We start from the raw sequence: 19,060 nt of genomic DNA, 5'->3' as shown, positions 1-19,060 counted from the left end.
AATTTGAACGTTTAGAGCAAGTAACTGAAGGTAATGTTGGCATTAGTTTTGATTTAGATGGTTTAGATCCTACTAACCTTGATGCGGTAGGAACACCTGTTGAGAATGGTATAGACCCTCAAGTATTCTATAAAACAATTGAGAAGATTAATTTTAATAATTTAGTATGTTTTGAGATTGCTGAATATAATCCTTTAATTGACAAAACTAAAGCATCTTTAAACTATATGACAAAATTACTAAGATTAATCGAAAGTAGTGTAAAAAATAGTTCTCAAAAATAGTTTATATACAAAACTTCTGTTAATATTATATTTATTAAATCTCTACAAACTTATCATCCTAATGAATTGTGATAGCAATATTCTTTTGATGACTGATAGTTATAAGCATTCTCATCCTTTTCAATACCCGGATGATACTAATTATCTTCATTTCTATCTAGAAAGTCGTGGCGCAGCGAACTCTATTCTTGGGTCTTATACGCGATTTTTTGGCTTACAATATTATATTAAAAAATACCTTTCTAAACCTATAACATATCAAATGATAGATGAGGCTGAAAGTATTGTAAAAGCGCATGGTCTGACATTCTATAGGTCAGGGTTTGAAAGGATCATAGAAAAATATAATGGTTTTCTACCTGTTAGAATAAGGGCTGTAGCTGAAGGAAGTATGGTACCTTTGAAAAATGCTTTAATGACTATTGAAAGCACAGATCCAGAGTTAGCTTGGTTACCAGGTATGTTAGAAACTTTACTTTTAAAAGTATGGTATCCAACAACTGTGGCAACTATTAGCTTTAATATTAAAGAGGTTATTAAAGAATATCTTTTGGAAACAGCAGATAGTCTTGATAAGCTAGGGTTTATGCTACATGACTTTGGTTATAGAGGGGTCTCTTCAGAAGAGTCAGCTGCAATCGGTGGCGCTGCTCATTTAACTAATTTTTTAGGGACAGATACTTTAGCAACACTACGTTTTTGTAAAGAGTATTATGGTGAAGATATGGCTGGTTTTTCAATTCCTGCAAGTGAGCATTCAACAATAACTAGTTGGGGAGTTGGATCAGAGTGCGAGAAGCAAGCTTTTGAAAATATGATAGAGCAGTTTGGGGATAACAGTGTTTTATATGCTTGTGTTTCTGATAGCTGGGATTTTAAAAAAGCTATTCAAACTTGGATTGATCTAAAAGAGAAAGTTAAAGCAAAAAAAGCCAACTTAGTTATTCGTCCGGATTCTGGTGATGCTGTGGATAATATTATCTATGCATTAAAAGAGCTTGAGAAGGCGTATGGTAGCATAACTAATTCAAAAGGTTATAAAGTGTTAGAAAAAGTTGCTTTGATTCAAGGTGATGGTGTAAGTATTAGCTTAGCTAAAAAGATATTAAATGCTATGAAAGAAAATGGTTTTTCAGCTGAGAATATTGCCTTTGGTATGGGTGGAGCACTATTACAAGGAAATTTTGAATCTTCTATTAATAGAGATAGTTTTAAATTTGCTATTAAATGTTCTGCTATTAGAAGAGCAGATACCATTTTTGGAGTTAAAAAGGAGCCTGTTACTGACTTATCCAAAAAGTCAAAAGAAGGGCGTTTAGATCTTATAAAAGACCAAAATGGTGATTATAAAACAATTAAACTAGACGAAAGTTATACTTTGGGAGAGTATCACCCTCAAAGTCAACTAAAGACATATTATGAAAATGGACAAATACTTTTTGAGCAAAGTCTAAAACAAATTCGTAATATTGTATAAAAGATTGATTTTATAGTTATATAAATGATATCGTTAGTACATCAATAAAATTAAGGAAATAGTTATGTTAGAACATCATCCATTAGTAAAAGAGTTCCCTGAACTTAAAGATCAAATTCATAATATTAAAGAAGATCATCATATCAGTAAGCAAATGAAGCATTATGAAGAGCTAGATAAGAAGATTTTTAACCTTGAAAGCACTGGTAAATTTCAAGATAATGAGTTAGAGAATCTTAAAAAACAACGCCTAGAAACTAAAGATTTAATATATAAAGCATTAAAGTCTTAATATCTAATATTCTTATAATAATCTCTTAAACTTTCTTTTCATAAATTTAATTTTTATACTGCTAGTAGTTTGTTAGCGAGTATCTTTTATATATTTATTATAAATACATGCTATTCTAAAACTATATTATCTCAAAAGCAGTAAGTTATTTGAGAAGTGTTAGTGATGATATATTAAGGGTTAGTAATGCTAGGGACAAAATATCAAAAGTTAGTGATTAGTTTAATTGTTCTTACAGGAGTTTGTTCTGGTTTTGATATAGGTGTTATATCAGGAACTTTACCTGTTATTAAAAGTGAGTTATCGCTAAACTTTAGTGAGTTATCACAAATAGCCGGAATGGTATTTTTTGGTGCTTTATTATCAAAGTTGATATCTGGGCCATTAATGGATTTTCTAAGTAGAAAAAATGTTATAGCTTTTGGAGCATTACTATTTACCATATCAATGGTATTAATGATGCTTTCAAATACTTTTGTAACTCTTATGTTATCAAGACTTTTACAGGGTATTTCAGTTGGTTTTTTACTAACAGTAGTTCCTGTATATATTTCTGAAACAAGTATTGCAAGATTTAGAGGCAGGGCTATGGCAATATTCCAGCTATCGTTAGTTTCCGGGATATTTTTAGCTAATTTATTTGCTAGTATATTTGTTAATGATTTTGGTTGGAGATTTATTTTTGCTTGCGCTATTCCATTTTCAGTAGCTTTATTTGTAGTTAGTCTCTTAGCACCATTCTCACCATCATGGCTTGTTTTAAAAGGTAGAAATAATCAAGCATTAACTATAGGCGAGCAATTAGATTTAAAAATTCAGCAATCCCTTGAGGAAAAAAATAAAATAGGACTTATAGAGTTTATAAAGGTCGTAATTAAGCAGAAATATTATCTTTCTATAGCATTAATTAGTTTGATGGCTGTTTTAAATGGATTTGTTGGTATAAATGTTTTTATCAGCTATGGACCAACTATTTTTGGTCAGCTTACAAATTGCTCTAGCTGTGATCCAACTTACTATGGTTCAGCTATGACTTTGGTTAATTTAATAGCTACGGTGGTAGGGTTGTTCTTAGTTGATGTTATTGGTAGAAGAAAGCTTATTATAGGAGGATTAATTATTTCTTTCTTATCTATATTCGCGACAGTTTTCTTTATAACGGGTAGCTTTGATAATATGGCATTATTTATGCTTGTGATAGTTGTATTTGGCGGAGCGATTGGTCCAGGTGTTTGTATATGGTTAGTTTTATCGGAAGTTTTACCTGTACATATAAGAGCAACAGGTATCTCTATTGCTCTTGTTTCAAAGGCTCTAATTGAGAGTATGTTTATTTCTAGCTTCTTAGATCTTATAAATGATTATGGTTATGCGCCTATATTATATTTTATGGGAGTTTGCATAGTTGTATTTATTGTAGTAGTTTATAAATTTTTGCCGGAGATGACAAATAAAGAGCTACTTTAGAAAAGTTATTTTAGATGCGCTGTTAGATCTTTTAAATCATAACTAGCTATATCTTTTTGTTTTGCATGATGTTCTTCTAAAAGGGCAAAATCAGCATCTGCATAAGCACATAGATCACCTTTTTCGTTATAAATATCAACTTTTATCCAAACCGTTGTGCGACCTTTTCTGATAATACTAGTTTTAAAAATATGAGAGACTTTACTATAAGTTGGCTTAAGATATTTAATATTTAGGTTACGAGTCATACAAAAGGACTTACTAACACTTAATACATGCTTACCAAGAATATCATCACATATTAAAGCGATAATACCACCATGAATGACATTATCCCAACCTACATGGTTAGGTAAACATTTGAATTTAGTATACATGTGCTCACCAAGATGATACAACGGAAGTTTAACACCTAGAGGATTTCTTTTTATATCACTAAAACAAGTAAAATCCCAAGGAAAATCAAGTGGTTTGTGGTTATCTAAATTTATCATTTTTATACCTATTAAACTAGAAGTTACTAATTTGTTATAAGTTTGTAGTTTAGCTTAAAAAATATTTATTGCTAGGGATATAACAATTTTAGCAAGCTTCAATAATTCCAGCAGCGCCCATTCCTGTACCAATACACATTGTAATCATGGCATATTTTTTACCAGTACGTCTTAATCCATATAGTGCTTTAACAGTTAAGATTGTACCAGTAGCACCAAGGGGATGACCCAAGGCAATAGCTCCACCACATGGATTAACTTTTTCTGGATCAAGTTTGAGATCATGTATTACAGCTAATGATTGTGCTGCAAAAGCTTCATTTAGCTCAATCCAATCAATATCATCGATTGTTAGATTTGTTTGTTTAAGTATCTTAGGCACGGCAGCAACTGGGCCTATACCCATGATACGTGGATCAACACCAGCTACTGAGAAGCCTAAAAACTTACCTAAAGGTTTTAGATTATATTCTTTTAGATATTTCTCACTAACAAGAATTACTGCAGCAGCTCCATCTGATACTTGTGAGCTATTACCAGCGGTAACAGAACCACCATTAGCAAAAGCAGGTTTTAATTTAGCTAAAGCTTCAGCAGATGTATCTTTACGCGCACCTTCATCAGTAGCTATAGTTTTTTTATGATTGATTATTTCGCCACTTTGTTCATTTGGTTTACGATGATCAACATTTATTGGTAGTATTTCATCTCTAAAGTAACCATTTTCAATAGCATTAACAGCTTTTCTATGGCTGTTAAGAGCAAAAGCATCTTGATCTTGGCGAGATATATTCCAGTCTTTAGCAACATTTTCTGCAGTGATACCCATACCATAAGCTATAGCAACATTTTCATCTTTCTCAAAGATCTCCTTGCTAAAAGACATTTTATTACCACCAAAAGGAATCATACTCATACTTTCTATACCAGCACCTATAGCTACATCCATATTACCTTGAGCAATTTCATTTGCTGCAATAGCAATTGATTGTAGTCCAGAGCTACAGTAACGGTTAATAGTAAAAGCTGGCACAGTGTTTGGCAAACCTGCTAGAAGTGATGATATTCTAGCAACATTTAGACCTTGTTCAGCTTCTGGCATAGCACAGCCAACGACTATATCACCGATATCATTAGGATTAATATTCGACTCAGCAACAGTCTTTCTTAATACATCTGCTAGTAGTTCATCAGGACGTTTTTTTGCAAAACCACCTCTTTTACCTTTTGTAACCGCAGAGCGTTTTGCAGCGACTACATATACATTCTCACTCATGACAGTACTCCTTTAGTTTCTTAGTGGTTTGCCTGTTTCTAACATATGTTTCATCCTAGCTTCAGTTTTCTTAGATATAGCAAGCTCCTTGAAGTTTTTAAGTTCTCTTTCAAGAATCCAGTCTTCAGAAACTTCAGTATCTTTTTCTATTTCTCCACCACACATTGTATCAGCAAGATTTACTGCAATTTTATAATCATGTTTAGATATCTGATTACCATCACACATATTTACAAGTAAAGCTTTGACTGTTGCGATACCAGTCTCTCCAAATACTTGAATTTTTTGCTTAAGAGGAGGTTGGTATTGACTAAATGCTAGTAGTTGAGCTTTTTTAAGAGCAACAGTAAGTATTTCTTTACTATTCATTACAATAGTATCACTTTCACGCAAGAAGCCCATTTCTTTTGCTTCATAGCCACTTTTAGCTACTTGTGCTAAAGCTAAATTTTTATAGCGTTTTTCAAAATCTTTCCACGGATCTTGGGCTTTAGAAGCTCGTAGAGCCATTTCTTTTGAACCGCCCCAACCAGGTATAATTCCTACACCAGCTTCAACTAAACCAATATAGCTTTCATGCGCAGCTACTGCAGCATCACAATGCAAGATAGTTTCACAACCACCACCAAAGGCAAACCCTTTAACAGCCGCAACCACAGGTATCTTGCTATAGCGAAGTTTTTGGGTGATTATCTTATGACCTTTACGAATAACTTCCTCAATTGCAGCTTCACCATTCATGGTAAATTTGATACCAAATTCTTCTAGGTTAGCACCAACTGAAAATATATCTTGTTGTTGCCATATAACCATCCCATTTAAGCTTTCCTCAGCATAATTTATAGCCTCAGAAATGCCATCTAGTACATCATCTCCAATTGAGCACATTTTACTCTTAAATGATAAGATACCAATACCTTTATAATCATCTATTTGCCATAGTTTGACGCCATCATTTTCATAGAGTATTTTAGTAGCAACTTCACTTGTATGTTCAATAACAGTATCTGCGAATAATTGTCTAGCATAAACGTTTAATTTATCGCGAGATATAAGTTCTTTATTATTAAAGCTAAACTCTTTGTTGTTTTTATAGACACCAACATCTAAACCATCCACCCAGTCAGGAAGTTTGTTTTGTGATAGAGCTTTACCTGCATAAATATCTTCTTTTAACCATTTAGCTACTTTGTGCCAACCAGCTAATTGCCAGATTTCAAATATTCCTTGTTTCCAGCCAAACCCCCAACGAATTGCTAGATCCATATCTTTAGGGAAGTTTGAGATATCGCCAACAAGATGAGCAGTGTATAGGAACATCTCTCTAAATGTTGCCCAAATAAATTGAGCTTGAGTATTATCACTATTTCGTAAGCCCTCAAGTTTATTGCCCCAATCTTTTTTAGATAGAATTTCTAATACTTCCTTGTCTGCTTTTTTATCAGACGGGCGATATTTTTTAGATTCTAAATCAAGTACTTTAATACCATCAGATTCTTTTATATATAAACCTTTCTTGGTCTTTTGACCAAGAGAACCATTATCAATAAGATTTTTGATCCAGCTAGGAGTTTTATATAAATCTTGCCAGCCATCCTCTAGGTTATTTTTCATTGTTTCTACTACATGTGATAATACATCTAGACCAACTAAATCTGCGGTTCTATAGGTAGCACTTTTAGCACGACCTAATTTCTTACCTGTAAGTTCATCAACTATTTCCAGTGGAATATTCATTTTCTCAGTATAGTGACAAGTTACAAGCATAGAAAACACACCTAAGCGGTTAGCTATAAAGTTTGGTGTATCTTTGGCACGAATAATACTTTTACCAAGTTTTTCTACTAAGAAAGTTTCTAATTTATCAAGAATTTCAATATTAGTATCTTGATGAGGTATTAACTCAACTAACGGCATATAGCGAGGAGGGTTAAAAAAGTGCACACCACAGAAATTCACTTTTAAATTTTCAGGTAGAACTTCTGCAAGTGTTGTGATGCTAAGTCCAGATGTGTTAGATGCTAATATTGAATTTTCTTTTAAATGACTTGCGATATTTGTATATAAACTTTCTTTTATGTCTAAACGCTCAGCAACAGCTTCAATGACTAAATCACAGTCTTGAAGTAACTCTAGGTTATCCTCATAGTTGGCTGGAGTAATGTATTTAATTGATTCTTTTGAACCAAAAGGCGCGGGATTAAGTTTTGTGAGCTTTTGTAAAGAGTCTTCAATGGTCTTATTTGGTTGCTCATCTTGTGATTTTAGGTCAAAAAGAACAACTGGAAATCTTGAGTTTGCAAAGTGAGCAGCTATTTGAGCACCCATTGTTCCAGCACCAAGTACCGCTATTTTGTCAATATCTTTACGTTGCGACTTGCGATCTACTGGCTCGAGTCTTTTTGCAATATTTGATTGTGAGTTATTACTTTCGCTATCAGGAAGATACTCATCACCAAAAACCTTTAGATAGCCACGCATAGCATCTTCTTTTGACATTCCTTTAATAGCATCCCAAGCCATCCATTTAGCTTTCTCTACCATTTTCAATGCGGAAGGTTTTTTAGTATTGTTATCACCTTCCTTAACTTGTTTGTAGAAAGCATATAATTTTAGCTTTTGGCTATTATCTGGTTTGAAATCAATAGTTGCATCTCGAACAGCTACAAGCATCTCTTCAAATTTTTTTTCTAACTCAGTCATTTTTCCTCCTTGAGGTCGATATCATTATCGATTTTCTTTGTATAAAACATTTAACAGAGTATTGCTATCTAGATTTCCCCTTTAGTTTGCCATTCTGGATGAGCATTTTTAGGGCCTAGTCCATAGTCATCAAACTCATCTGTTTGGATGATATTATTAACTTTAGTTAGCATCTCTTTGACATTTTGAGCCTCTTTCTCCGAGATGATATTATTTTTTATAGCTTCTTCAAGGCAGTCTGACCAACTTGCTTTAGGTAGTTTTTCAGTCTTAATAGCATCGATAATTTTTTTCTTAATGTTTATAACTTTTAGAGCTGCTAAATATGCATTTTCAACTCTACCTGTTGGGTCATTATCATTATTTGGCACATAGCAGTAAGCTTTCATAGTTTTTCTGGTTTCACAGTTTGTGCTTAAGGCTTTGCATATTTGAGCTTCAAGCTTATCTGAAGGTCTTCTAAATTTTTTACCATATGGAAATACAAAAAGTTTCATTTTTGTACCAAATAGTCTATTTGGGAAATTTCTGAATAGGTCTAACATCGCTTGTTGAGCTTGATATAAACAATGTTGAATACTCCAGTCAACAAAAATATCATCACTGGCGGGTTCTTTAGCATCTTTATAGTATTTTAGAACAGCACAAGCCATATATAGATAGCTCATAATATCTCCAAGGCGTGCTGATAGTCGCTCTTTACGTTTTATGCCAGCTCCTAGAACAGTAACTGATATATCATTAACATAGGAGTATGCCGTGCTCATATGTGATATATATCTATAATAGCGTTTGAATTTTGAGTTATAGCTAGTAGCTGTAAAACCTCCGCTTAGACCGTACCATAAAGTACGAGAACCATTGAGAGCCATATATCTAAAGTGACTTTTAAAGTTATCTGTAAAACTTTTTTCATTATCATTCATTAAGCTTTCTATTTCTTTACGGATATATGGATGGCATTTCATAGCACCTTGGCCAAATATCATCAAGTTACGCGTCATAATGTTTGCGCCTTCTACAGTGATGCCTATCGGTGTTGCCATATATGGAATAGCAAGGTAGTTATTTGGCCCCATGATAATTGCGCGACCACCATGAATATCCATGGAATTATTGATGGTTGTGCGTCCCATTTCAGTTAGATGGTATTTTGCAATTGCTGAAGCAACAGAAGGGCGAATCTCACTATCAACAGCGGCTACTGTAAATTGGCGAGTCGCATTAGCTATATATGCAAGCCCTGCTGTTTGTGCTAGTTTTTCCTGAACACCTTCAAACTGAGCAATTGGAACTTTAAATTGTTCACGGACACTCGCATATGCTGAAGTAATGACAGTAGACATTAAAGTATTTGCTGTACCACAAGCAGGTAGTGATATTGCTCTACCTATTGATAAGCATTCAACCAACATGCGCCAACCTTCCCCAGCCATTTTTTGTCCGCCTATAACCCAATCCATAGGAATAAAAACATCTGTAGCTTTTATATAACCATTCATAAATGCTTGGCCTAAAGGAAACCCTCGTTTACCTATTTTTAAACCTTTATGGTTATGAGGAAGTAAAGCGCATGTGATGCCTTCTGAGCCTGTATCATCTAATAATCCATCAGGATCTTGTAGCTGAAATGCTAAACCGACAAGTGTTGCAATAGGAGCTAAAGTGATATAGCGTTTATTGATGTTTTTTAGCTTAATTCCAAGAGTTTTTTTACCGTCATATTGCTCGTAGCAAACAACTCCTTTATCAGGCAACGAGGTTGCATCAGATCCAGCTGTAGGTCCTGTTAATGCAAAGCAAGGTATTTCCTCCCCAGAAGCTAGTCGAGGTAGATAATAATCTTTTTGATGATCGGTACCATAATGGACTAAAAGTTCACCAGGACCTAAAGAGTTAGGAACCATTACTGTAATTGCTGCAGTGACACTTTTTGTAGCTAGCTTCATTACTATCTCTGAGTGGGCCGCTGCAGAAAAACCTTTGCCGCCATATTCTTTACTAATTACTAAGCCTAAGAATCCTTTCTTACGGATAAAGTCCCAAGCTTCTACTGTTAGATCTTTATCCTCATAATTGATTTTCCAGTCATCAATCATCGCACAAAGTTCAGTAGTTTCATTATCTAAAAAAGATCTTTCTTCATCAGATAATTCAAATTTTTTAAGATTATGAAGTTTATCAAAGTCTGGTTTTCCTTGGAATAAGTCTTGCTCAAACCAGTTATCACCTGCATTAAGGGCAGTCTGTTCAGTTTTTGAAATCTTTGGAGTTGATTTTTTTGCCATTTTATAAATCTTGTTGAACATTTGTTAGCTCCTTAAGCAGAGTGTAATTAGTTATCGCTATTCATGTTTTTCTGTATATTCTTTTTGTAAGGCATTTACATCAATTTTACCTACAGTATTTTTAGGAAGTTCATCTATGAAAATTATTTTGCGTGGTAGTTTGTAGTGAGCTAGTTTACTTTCACAGTATTTAAAGATCTGTTTTTTAGTTATTTTTGCATCTGGTTTTAAAACTACAAAAGCAACTGGCATCTCACCAGTTTCTTTAGAGTGACCTTTTATAACAGCAGCATCTTCTATCTCATCTTTTTCAATAAGTACAAGCTCGACTTCTTTAGGAAAAACGTTAAATCCAGAGACAATAATCATATGTTTTATACGGCCTGATATGACTAGTCGGCCAAATTCATCTAGATAGCCCATATCACCTGTTTTAAGCCAGTCATCATCAGTAAAGTGTTCTTTATTTATCTCTGGTAAACTCCAGAATCCAGGGGATTTCTGTGGACCTGTGACCCAAATCTCACCAGTTTCACCTTGTGGTAGTTCTTTACCTTTATCGTCGTAAATCTTTATATCTGTATTAGGTAGAGGAAAGCCAACAGTTCCATTAAATGGCTCATCTTCTAGAGAGTTAACGGTAACTACAGGTGACATTTCTGATAAACCATATCCTTCTTTAATATTTACTCCTGTGACTTTTTTCCATTCATCTGCTACAGCTTCAGTAGTAGACATCCCGCCACTTATTGATAGTTGAAAGTTAGGGAACTTACTATTTCTAAATTTTTTATCATGCAGTAATGCAATGTAGAGCGTATTTACTCCAAAGATGGTCGAGAAATTATTTTTTCTCATTTCACTAACTAATGATTTTATATCCTTAGGGTTTGGAACTAGAACTTGAAAAGCTCCTGAAAAGTAAAAAAGAAATAGGTTTCCAGTAAGACTAAAGATATGATAGATAGGTAGGGCATTTATAACAATTTGTTCGCTAAGATTTATCGAGAAACCTTCGGTCCAAGCTTTGATTTGATATATGTTTGCAACAATATTTCTATGAAGTAAAATTGTTCCTTTAGGTGTTCCTGTAGTACCACTAGAATATTGTAAAGCTGTAATATCATCAGGACTGATTTTAATATTAGAGTAATCAGGTTTGTTATCTGAGCTTATAGCATTTTCAAAAGTATCAAATTTATCTTTTGAGAATCTATCCTTCATACCTTTAATATACTTTATAATAAAAGAAATTAGTTGTTTTTTAGGGGAAGGATATAAATCGGCAATATTTGTAACCATTTTATACTGTAGATCTTCACATTCATCGGCAATAGCTTCAACATTATGAGCTAATGCTGAAAGGACAATTACCGCTTTTGCTTTTGAGTCCCTAAGTATGCCTTTGACCTCTCTACTTGTATATAGAGGGTTTATATTTATAAAGATACAGCCTAACTTAATTAGAGAAAATATGATGATAGGAAATTGCAATATATTGGGTAGCATAATTGCAATATGGTCACCTTTTTGGATATCCCATTTGTTTTGTAAAAATCCAGCAAATTGGTCAGAGTAATCGGCAATTTGTTTAAAGGTTAGTTTTTCGCCATGACAGGTAAGGGCATCTTTAGAGGAAAATTTTTCAGTGGTTTCTTCAAGCATATCATTTAGAGTAATATTAGGTATGCTTATGTCAGGACTTACTTGTTTTGGGTAGTTTTCTTTCCATGGTTTAGGCATTTTAAATCTCCTATTACTTACTAAACTTTATTAACCCTCTATTTTATTCCTCCTGTATCTGTGGCTACTAAGTTAAAATACTTCTTATAACTTCATTATATTAGATATTTAATCTTACCAGCAAATCTTTTTTACAAATTTAGCTATGTAAATCGTTAAATTATTTTAATGTTAGTATTTCTATTATTTAGTGTGACTATTGTGGTGAAACTTTTTTATCATTTCTTTTTCAATTCATTTATAATTACGCATATTAACAAGAAATAGCGTATTTAGTATTGTTATGAAAATTTATCATAATCCTAAATGTTCGAAGTCTCGAAAAGCTAAGCAAGCCTTAGACCAAAGTAATATAAATTACGATACACATTTGTATTTAGATAATCCATTATCAGAGAAGGACTTGTCGTCTTTACTTAAAAAATTAAAACTTTCTATAAAAGATATTATTCGCACTAAAGAAGATATTTGGAAGGAGAATTTTAAGGGTAAAGAGCTTACTGATAGTCAGCTTATTGAAATAGTTGCTAAGAACCCTAAACTTCTAGAGCGACCAATAATTGAGCATAATGATTTTGCAGTAGTAGCAAGGTCTGATGATAAAGTTACAGAGATATTAAATACTTACTAGTTTTGTGCTAGTATTTCAAAGATTAAATTCTATTAATAGGAGATTTTTATGCATAAAATATTTTACACATTTACAGATGAAGCGCCTGCTTTAGCAACAGGATCTTTTTTACCGATCATTGAAAGTTTCACAAAAACTGCAGATATAGAGTTAGAAACTAAAGATATATCTTTAGCAGCACGTATCTTAGCTAATTTTAGTGACTACCTCTCAAATGAGCAACAATGTGCTGATGATTTAGCTATACTAGGTGATTTAGCAAAAACTCCTGATGCTAATATTATCAAACTTCCTAATATTAGTGCATCAATACCTCAATTAACAGCAGCTATTAAAGAGCTTCAAGCAAAAGGATATAAAATACCTGATTATCCATTTGAGCCAAAAGATGATAAAGAGCAAGAAATTAAAACACGCTACGCAAAAGTTTTAGGGAGTGCAGTTAACCCTGTATTAAGGGAAGGAAACTCTGATCGTAGAGTTGCTGACGCTGTTAAAAAATATGCTGAGAAACATCCTCATTCAATGGGTGAGTGGACAAAAGATTCAAAATCACACGTAGCTAGTATGGTTGATAATGATTTCTATGCTAATGAGAAGTCTTACATTGTACCAAAAGCAACTACTGTAAAAATTGTACATACATGTCCTAAAGGAGCTAAGACAGTTCTTAAAGAAGGTCTTGCTTTAGAAGAAAAAGAGATTCTTGATGCTACTAAGGTATCTGTAAAGGCTTTAAGAGAGTTTTATAAAGCTGAAATTGCAAAGGCTAAAAAAGAAGGAACTCTACTTTCACTTCATTTAAAAGCTACAATGATGAAAGTCTCTGATCCAATATTATTTGGTCATGCAGTAGAAATATTTTTTGAAGATATTTTCAAGAAATATGCTAAAGAATTTAAAGAACTAGGGGTAAATCCTCGTAATGGTTGGGGTGATGCTGTTGAGAAAATTAAACAGTTACCTCAAGATGTTCAAGATAAAATTAATTCAGATATCGAGAAAGTTTTTGCTAAGCAGCCTGATATTGCTATGGTTAATTCTGATAAAGGGATTACAAACCTTAATGTACCAAGCGATGTAATTATTGATGCATCTATGCCTGCAGCTATTCGCTCATCTGGTAAGATGTGGAATAAAAATAACGAGCTTCAAGATATGAAGGCAATGATTCCAGATAGATGTTATGCTGGTGTGTATGCTGCAACTATCGATTTTTGTAAAGAAAATGGTGCTTTTGATGTTGCTACTATGGGAGATGTTTCCAATGTGGGTCTAATGGCTAAAAAAGCAGAAGAATATGGTTCTCACGATAAAACATTTGAAATCCAAGCCGAAGGTAAAATAGAGGTTATCGATGCTGAAGGTAATGTAATATTTGAACACGAAGTTGAAAAAGGAGATATTTGGAGAGCATGCCAAACAAAAGATATCGCTGTAAAAGATTGGGTGAAATTAGCAGTAAATAGAGCTAGAATTACACAAAATCCTGCTATCTTCTGGCTAGATTCAAATAGAGCGCATGATAGAAATCTAATTGCTAAAGTAAATGTGTATTTAACTCACCATGATACTACTGGCTTAGATATTCAAATTTTAGCTCCTGTTGATGCAACTAAGTACTCGTTAAAGAGAATGAAAGAGGGTAAAGATACAATTTCTGTTACAGGTAATGTTTTAAGAGATTATTTAACAGATCTTTTCCCAATTTTAGAACTTGGAACCTCTGCTAAGATGCTTTCAATAGTACCCCTTTTAGCTGGTGGTGGGTTGTTCGAGACTGGTGCTGGCGGTTCTGCCCCTAAACACGTTGAGCAACTTATCAATGAGAATCATCTAAGATGGGATTCTTTAGGTGAGTTCTTAGCTTTAGGTGCATCATTAGAAGATTTAGCTATCAAAACTAGAGATGCTAAGATTAAAGTTTTAGCTGAGGCTTTAGCTCAAGCAAATCAAGAGTTTTTAGATAATGATAAGTCGCCAAAACGTAAGGTTGGTGAGCTTGATACTCGTGGTAGTCATTTTTATTTAGCATTTTATTGGGTGAAAGCTTTAGCTGAACAAACAAGTGATGCTGAGCTAAAAGCTAAGTTTGAACCAATTTATGTAGAGTTAGCAGCTAATGAAGATAAGATTGTTAAAGAGCTAGCAAATGTTCAAGGTAAAAAAGTTGATATTGGTGGTTATTACTATCCAGAAAAAGCTAAACTAAGTAATGTAATGCGTCCTAGCAAAACTTTGAATAATATTATAGCAAAGCTTTAATTTCTTTAGTCAAAAATCATTCTTAAATTATGCTATACTTAACTTTTAAGTATAGACGTCTATTCAACTTTTTATGAAAATAAAAACATTGTTCTCCTTGGCAGAACTTTTCTGGAATATATTTTTAGATATTTTTATTTTATTCTTTTTAGCTATTTTTGTGTTGGTTAGTAAATGTATTATGTTTTTTATGAGAATAATTAATGTAATTCTAAAAAAGACAGGTATAAAAAAGCGTTTAATGCAATAGCTTATGACTTTAGATAAGAAAAAGTATGCGGATTATCTTAATCAAATCCCAGCTAAATTACGTGGTAAATATATTTCACTTTTTAGGAATAAAAAAATACCTGAAAATGATTTAATCTTTGAGCTTGAAAAAATAATAGAGGAAGTTGCTCAAAAGCAACTACCTAAGATAACTTATCCTGACTTACCTGTTGCAGAGAAAGTTGGTGATATTAAAAAGCTTATTCAAGAGAATCAGGTAATAGTTGTCGCTGGTGAAACAGGTTCGGGTAAGTCAACACAGTTACCTAAAATTTGCTTAGATTTAGGTCTGGGTAAACGAGGTTTAATAGGGCATACTCAACCAAGAAGAATAGCAGCTAGATCTATAGCAAATAGAGTTGCTAGTGAGATAGGGGATCAATCAAAAGTCTCTTTCAAAATACGTTTTTCTGATCAAACATCTGAAAATACGTTAATAAAGGTAATGACGGATGGTGTATTATTGTCTGAGATTAAAAATGATAGGTTTTTGTCTCAGTATGAGGTCATTATAATTGATGAGGCACATGAGCGAAGTTTAAATATAGATTTTCTTTTAGGATGTATAAAAAAGATCTTACCATTTAGACCTGATTTAAAAGTTATTATAACTTCAGCAACTATTGATCATCAAAAGTTTACAAGTTACTTCCAGAAAGCTAAAGAAATCACAGTTAGTGGTAGAACATATCCTGTAGAGATTCGTTATCAAAATGATGAAGATTTCGATGAGTTTTCAATGCAAGAGAGAGTTTTATATGCAATCGATGAGTTAGGTAGGGGAGATATTTTAGTATTTTTACCAACAGAAAGAGATATTCATGAGACTTTAGCATATTTGAATAAACAAGATCTTAGATTTACAGAAGTCTTACCTTTATTCTCAAGATTATCAAATAAGGATCAAAATAAGATCTTCAATCCAGAAGGTGCAACTCGAAGAATTATTTTAGCTACTAATATAGCAGAAACATCTTTGACTGTACCACGTATAAAATATGTGATTGATTCTGGATTAGCAAGAGTTAGTAGATATAGCTATCGTACGAAAGTGCAGCGCTTACCAATAGAAAAAACATCACAAGCTAGCGCAAATCAAAGAGCTGGGCGCTGTGGAAGATTATCAGCTGGTGTGTGTATGCGACTGTATAGTGAAGAGGATTTTAATAATCGTAAAGAATATACAGATCCTGAAATTTTGCGTACAAATTTAGCGTCAGTTATTTTACAGATGTTATTTTTAAAGTTAGGTAGTATTCAAGAATTTCCATTTATAGACCCTCCAGACTCAAGGTTTGTTAAAGATGGCTTTAAGCTTTTATTTGAGTTACAAGCAATACCAGAGCTTAACTACTCAAAACCTAAAATCACAGCTGATGGGATGAAAATGGCTATTATGCCTTTAGACCCAAAGTTAGCAAAGATAGTTATCGAAGGACATAGGCAAAAAACTCTTAAAGAAATAGTTTCCATTGTTAGTTTTTTAAGTGTGCAAGATCCACGTGAAAGACCTTTAAATTTTCAACAAAAGGCGGATGAAAAGCATTCTATAGATAAAGATAAAGCTTCTGATTTTATTGCTATTCTAAATTTAGCTAATAGATTAAATTCTGATTTAAAAGGTTTATCCAATAAAGAAAAAAGGGATTATTTTAAGAGAAATTTTATATCACCAGTTAGATTTAATGAGTGGAATGATATTTATAGACAAATTATTGAAGTTATTCACGGGTTTGACTGGAAGTTAAATGATAGTTGTGATGAGATCAAATATGAGAACCTACACAAAGCTATAGCAAGTGGTTTTTTGAGTAATATTGGTTTTAATTATGAGAATGCGGAATATTTAGGAGCTAGAGGGCTTAAGTTTTTTATATTCCCAGGATCTTCGCAGTTTAAGAAAAAACCGAAGTGGTTGTTATCTTCTGAAATTGTTGAGACAACAAAAACCTATGCACGCAATGTTGCAAAAATAGAACCAGAATGGTTGGAAACTTTAGCTAAACATCTTGTTAAAAAACATTATGATGAGCCTATATGGAGTAAAAAGCGAAGATCTGTAGTGGTAAATGAAAGAGTTACACTTTATGGTTTAGAAATAGTTTCAAAAAAATCTACCCAATATTCAAGAATAAACCCTCAAGAGGCAAGGGAGATATTTATTAGAGAAGCTCTGGTAAATGGTGATTTTGAATCTAAAGCATACTTTTATCAGCAAAACCTTAAGCTGATAGATCAAGTTGAAGATCTTGAGAATAAATCGCGCAGAAAGGATATCTTAGTAGATGAACAAGTAATGTATCAGCATTATGATGAGCTTATACCAGAAGATGTTTGTAGTGGAGTGACTTTTGATAAGTGGTTAAAAACTATCTCAAAAGATCAAGAACAAAAATTAGTTTTTGATTTAGATAGTTTGATGCAGCATGATGCTAAAGATGTTACGCAACAAAAGTTTCCAGATGTTTTAGCTATTGGGGAAATGCACTTACCCTTAGAGTATCACTTTGATCCACTAGATGAAAAGGATGGTGCAACAGTTACAGTACCAATTGTTTTTCTAAATGATATAAATTCTAGTGTATTAGAGTGGGGGATATATGGTTTTTTATATGATAAGATTGTTGCGTTGCTAAGGGCTTTACCAAAAAATATTCGTAAAAACTGCGTGCCAGTACCAACTTATGCTCAAGCTATATTTGAGTCAATAGATTTTGATACAGATAGGTGTAAACCATTAAAGTCAGTTATTGCAAAACATATTACAAGAATAGTTGGTTATATAGTTGATGAAACTGTTTGGCAAGGTGAGGAGTTAGAGAAACATTTAATATTGAATATTAAGATAGTTGATGAGAATGGTAAAAAATTAGCTATCGATAAAGATATAAATACTTTAAAACAAAAGCTTCAAGGTTTAGTACAAAAGCCAAAACAGACGATGGATGATAGGACTTATTATGATTGGGAATTTAATGATTTTGAATATACAAGTCAGATCAAAGAATATGGGATAAGTGTAAAAGTATATAATTGTCTTGAAGAATATAAAGATGGCGTAAAAGTTTCTTACAAGGCGACTGAGCAAGAAGCTAAAGCTTGTATGCAGAGAGCATTAAAGAAGTTAATTAAGTTACGTTTACAAAACCATTTGTCAAAAAATATTAAAAGTAATGACCTAGCGAGTTTATCAATGTCATTAAAATTGAGTAACTCAAAAGATGATATTATTGATAAGGCGATAGATTTAAGTTTTTTTGATAATATTGAGCTACCGTATACAAAGTATAAATTTGAAAAGTTCTATAGTAATGGATTGGAAAATTTTGACTTAAATAAATCTAAAGTTGAATTGTTGGCATCAGAAATAATTAAATATAAAAGTCAGCTTGAAAAAGAGCTTAACATTAAAAAAATACCTTTTAATTTTATTCAACTTTATACTGATATTAGAAATGAGTTGCAAGAGCTTTTTTCGGATGATTATCTATCTCAACCTATTAAGTTTTTACAACGTTATAAATACTATATTCAAGCTTTAGTTAATAGGCTAGAAAAAGCTAAATTAAATTTGCAAAGAGACAAAGGTTATCAAATAGAAATAGATGAGCTGAGATCGAAACTAGATAAGAAAATTAAAGCTAAACACATTAATAAAAGTGAATTTGCGGTTATGGAGATTTATAATCTAATACAAGAGCTATGGATGTCTTGGTATTTGCAGAATGTCAAAACTATTGAGTCTGTGTCATATAAGAAAATTTTAGCCCACATAAATGGGATATAGTTAAGATACGACCCTTTACAGACTTTTGTGTAAATTTTTCATAGGCTACCAATCCTATCTTCAAATTTAATCATAAAATGTGC

General features: G+C 32.8%; 12 protein-coding genes. 7 read left to right on the top strand and 5 right to left on the bottom strand.

From position 1 onward, the window contains the following. The 4 genes from AB8E56_RS08280 to AB8E56_RS08265 form a co-directional block, all read left to right on the top strand. Nucleotides 1-284, top strand: a 284-nt coding sequence (locus AB8E56_RS08280; RefSeq protein ID WP_329479982.1) for an arginase family protein, incomplete at its 5' end; no start/stop codon positions are given. 61 nt (nt 285-345) lie between these two features. Further along, nucleotides 346-1,761 carry a nicotinate phosphoribosyltransferase gene (locus AB8E56_RS08275; RefSeq protein WP_329479980.1) on the top strand — a complete coding sequence of 472 codons (1,416 nt, stop codon included), beginning with the start codon at nt 346-348 and terminating at the stop codon, nt 1,759-1,761. A 64-nt stretch (nt 1,762-1,825) separates the two neighbouring features. Next, nucleotides 1,826-2,053 (top strand): DUF465 domain-containing protein, encoded by a 228-nt coding sequence (locus AB8E56_RS08270; RefSeq protein ID WP_329479978.1) that lies wholly within the window; start codon nt 1,826-1,828, stop codon nt 2,051-2,053. Between the two features lie 186 nt (nt 2,054-2,239). Further along, nucleotides 2,240-3,520: an MFS transporter gene (locus tag AB8E56_RS08265; RefSeq protein WP_329479976.1), complete on the top strand. Its 1,281-nt coding sequence runs from the start codon at nt 2,240-2,242 to the stop codon at nt 3,518-3,520. A 5-nt stretch (nt 3,521-3,525) separates the two neighbouring features. Here AB8E56_RS08265 and AB8E56_RS08260 read toward each other — a convergent pair whose 3' ends face one another. The 5 genes from AB8E56_RS08260 to AB8E56_RS08240 form a co-directional block, all read right to left on the bottom strand. Then, entirely contained in the window at nt 3,526-4,014 is a 489-nt protein-coding gene (locus tag AB8E56_RS08260) for a PaaI family thioesterase (RefSeq protein ID WP_329479974.1), read from the bottom strand. 88 nt (nt 4,015-4,102) lie between these two features. Next, nucleotides 4,103-5,290, bottom strand: coding sequence for an acetyl-CoA C-acyltransferase (locus AB8E56_RS08255; protein WP_329479972.1), 1,188 nt, complete (start codon nt 5,288-5,290; stop codon nt 4,103-4,105). Nucleotides 5,291-5,302: 12 nt separating this feature from the next. After that, the gene (locus AB8E56_RS08250) at nt 5,303-7,993 is read right to left on the bottom strand and encodes an acyl-CoA-binding protein (protein ID WP_329479970.1); all 2,691 of its coding nucleotides are present in this window, start codon (nt 7,991-7,993) and stop codon (nt 5,303-5,305) included. Between the two features lie 68 nt (nt 7,994-8,061). After that, nucleotides 8,062-10,302: an acyl-CoA dehydrogenase gene (locus tag AB8E56_RS08245; protein WP_329479968.1), complete on the bottom strand. Its 2,241-nt coding sequence runs from the start codon at nt 10,300-10,302 to the stop codon at nt 8,062-8,064. Nucleotides 10,303-10,338: 36 nt separating this feature from the next. After that, complete coding sequence (locus AB8E56_RS08240) at nt 10,339-12,024, bottom strand: long-chain fatty acid--CoA ligase (protein ID WP_329479967.1); 1,686 nt, start codon at nt 12,022-12,024, stop codon at nt 10,339-10,341. A gap of 283 nt (nt 12,025-12,307) precedes the next feature. Here AB8E56_RS08240 and AB8E56_RS08235 point away from each other — a divergent pair, with 283 nt between their 5' ends. The 3 genes from AB8E56_RS08235 (at nt 12,308) to hrpA (ending at nt 18,977) form a co-directional block, all read left to right on the top strand. Next, nucleotides 12,308-12,655, top strand: a complete 348-nt coding sequence (locus tag AB8E56_RS08235; protein WP_329479965.1) for an ArsC/Spx/MgsR family protein — start codon at nt 12,308-12,310, stop codon at nt 12,653-12,655. 48 nt (nt 12,656-12,703) lie between these two features. Next, nucleotides 12,704-14,920: an NADP-dependent isocitrate dehydrogenase gene (locus AB8E56_RS08230; RefSeq protein ID WP_329479963.1), complete on the top strand. Its 2,217-nt coding sequence runs from the start codon at nt 12,704-12,706 to the stop codon at nt 14,918-14,920. Nucleotides 14,921-15,173: 253 nt separating this feature from the next. Continuing rightward, a complete protein-coding gene (gene hrpA / locus AB8E56_RS08225) occupies nt 15,174-18,977 on the top strand; it encodes an ATP-dependent RNA helicase HrpA (RefSeq protein WP_329479961.1) in 3,804 nt (1,267 codons plus the stop codon). Nucleotides 18,978-19,060 lie beyond the last annotated feature (83 nt).

Source organism: Francisella sp. 19X1-34 (assembly GCF_041102755.1).
Taxonomy (GTDB): Bacteria; Pseudomonadota; Gammaproteobacteria; order Francisellales; family Francisellaceae; genus Francisella.
Note: the sequence above shows the minus strand (reverse complement) of the source record. Positions and strands in the feature narration are given on the sequence as shown.

Coding starts and splice junctions, on each gene's coding strand:
- AB8E56_RS08275 (WP_329479980.1), top strand. CDS start 346: ATGAATTGTGATAGCAATATTCTTTTGATGACTGATAGTTATAAGCAT.
- AB8E56_RS08270 (WP_329479978.1), top strand. CDS start 1,826: ATGTTAGAACATCATCCATTAGTAAAAGAGTTCCCTGAACTTAAAGAT.
- AB8E56_RS08265 (WP_329479976.1), top strand. CDS start 2,240: ATGCTAGGGACAAAATATCAAAAGTTAGTGATTAGTTTAATTGTTCTT.
- AB8E56_RS08260 (WP_329479974.1), bottom strand. CDS start 4,014: ATGATAAATTTAGATAACCACAAACCACTTGATTTTCCTTGGGATTTT.
- AB8E56_RS08255 (WP_329479972.1), bottom strand. CDS start 5,290: ATGAGTGAGAATGTATATGTAGTCGCTGCAAAACGCTCTGCGGTTACA.
- AB8E56_RS08250 (WP_329479970.1), bottom strand. CDS start 7,993: ATGACTGAGTTAGAAAAAAAATTTGAAGAGATGCTTGTAGCTGTTCGA.
- AB8E56_RS08245 (WP_329479968.1), bottom strand. CDS start 10,302: ATGTTCAACAAGATTTATAAAATGGCAAAAAAATCAACTCCAAAGATT.
- AB8E56_RS08240 (WP_329479967.1), bottom strand. CDS start 12,024: ATGCCTAAACCATGGAAAGAAAACTACCCAAAACAAGTAAGTCCTGAC.
- AB8E56_RS08235 (WP_329479965.1), top strand. CDS start 12,308: ATGAAAATTTATCATAATCCTAAATGTTCGAAGTCTCGAAAAGCTAAG.
- AB8E56_RS08230 (WP_329479963.1), top strand. CDS start 12,704: ATGCATAAAATATTTTACACATTTACAGATGAAGCGCCTGCTTTAGCA.
- hrpA (WP_329479961.1), top strand. CDS start 15,174: ATGACTTTAGATAAGAAAAAGTATGCGGATTATCTTAATCAAATCCCA.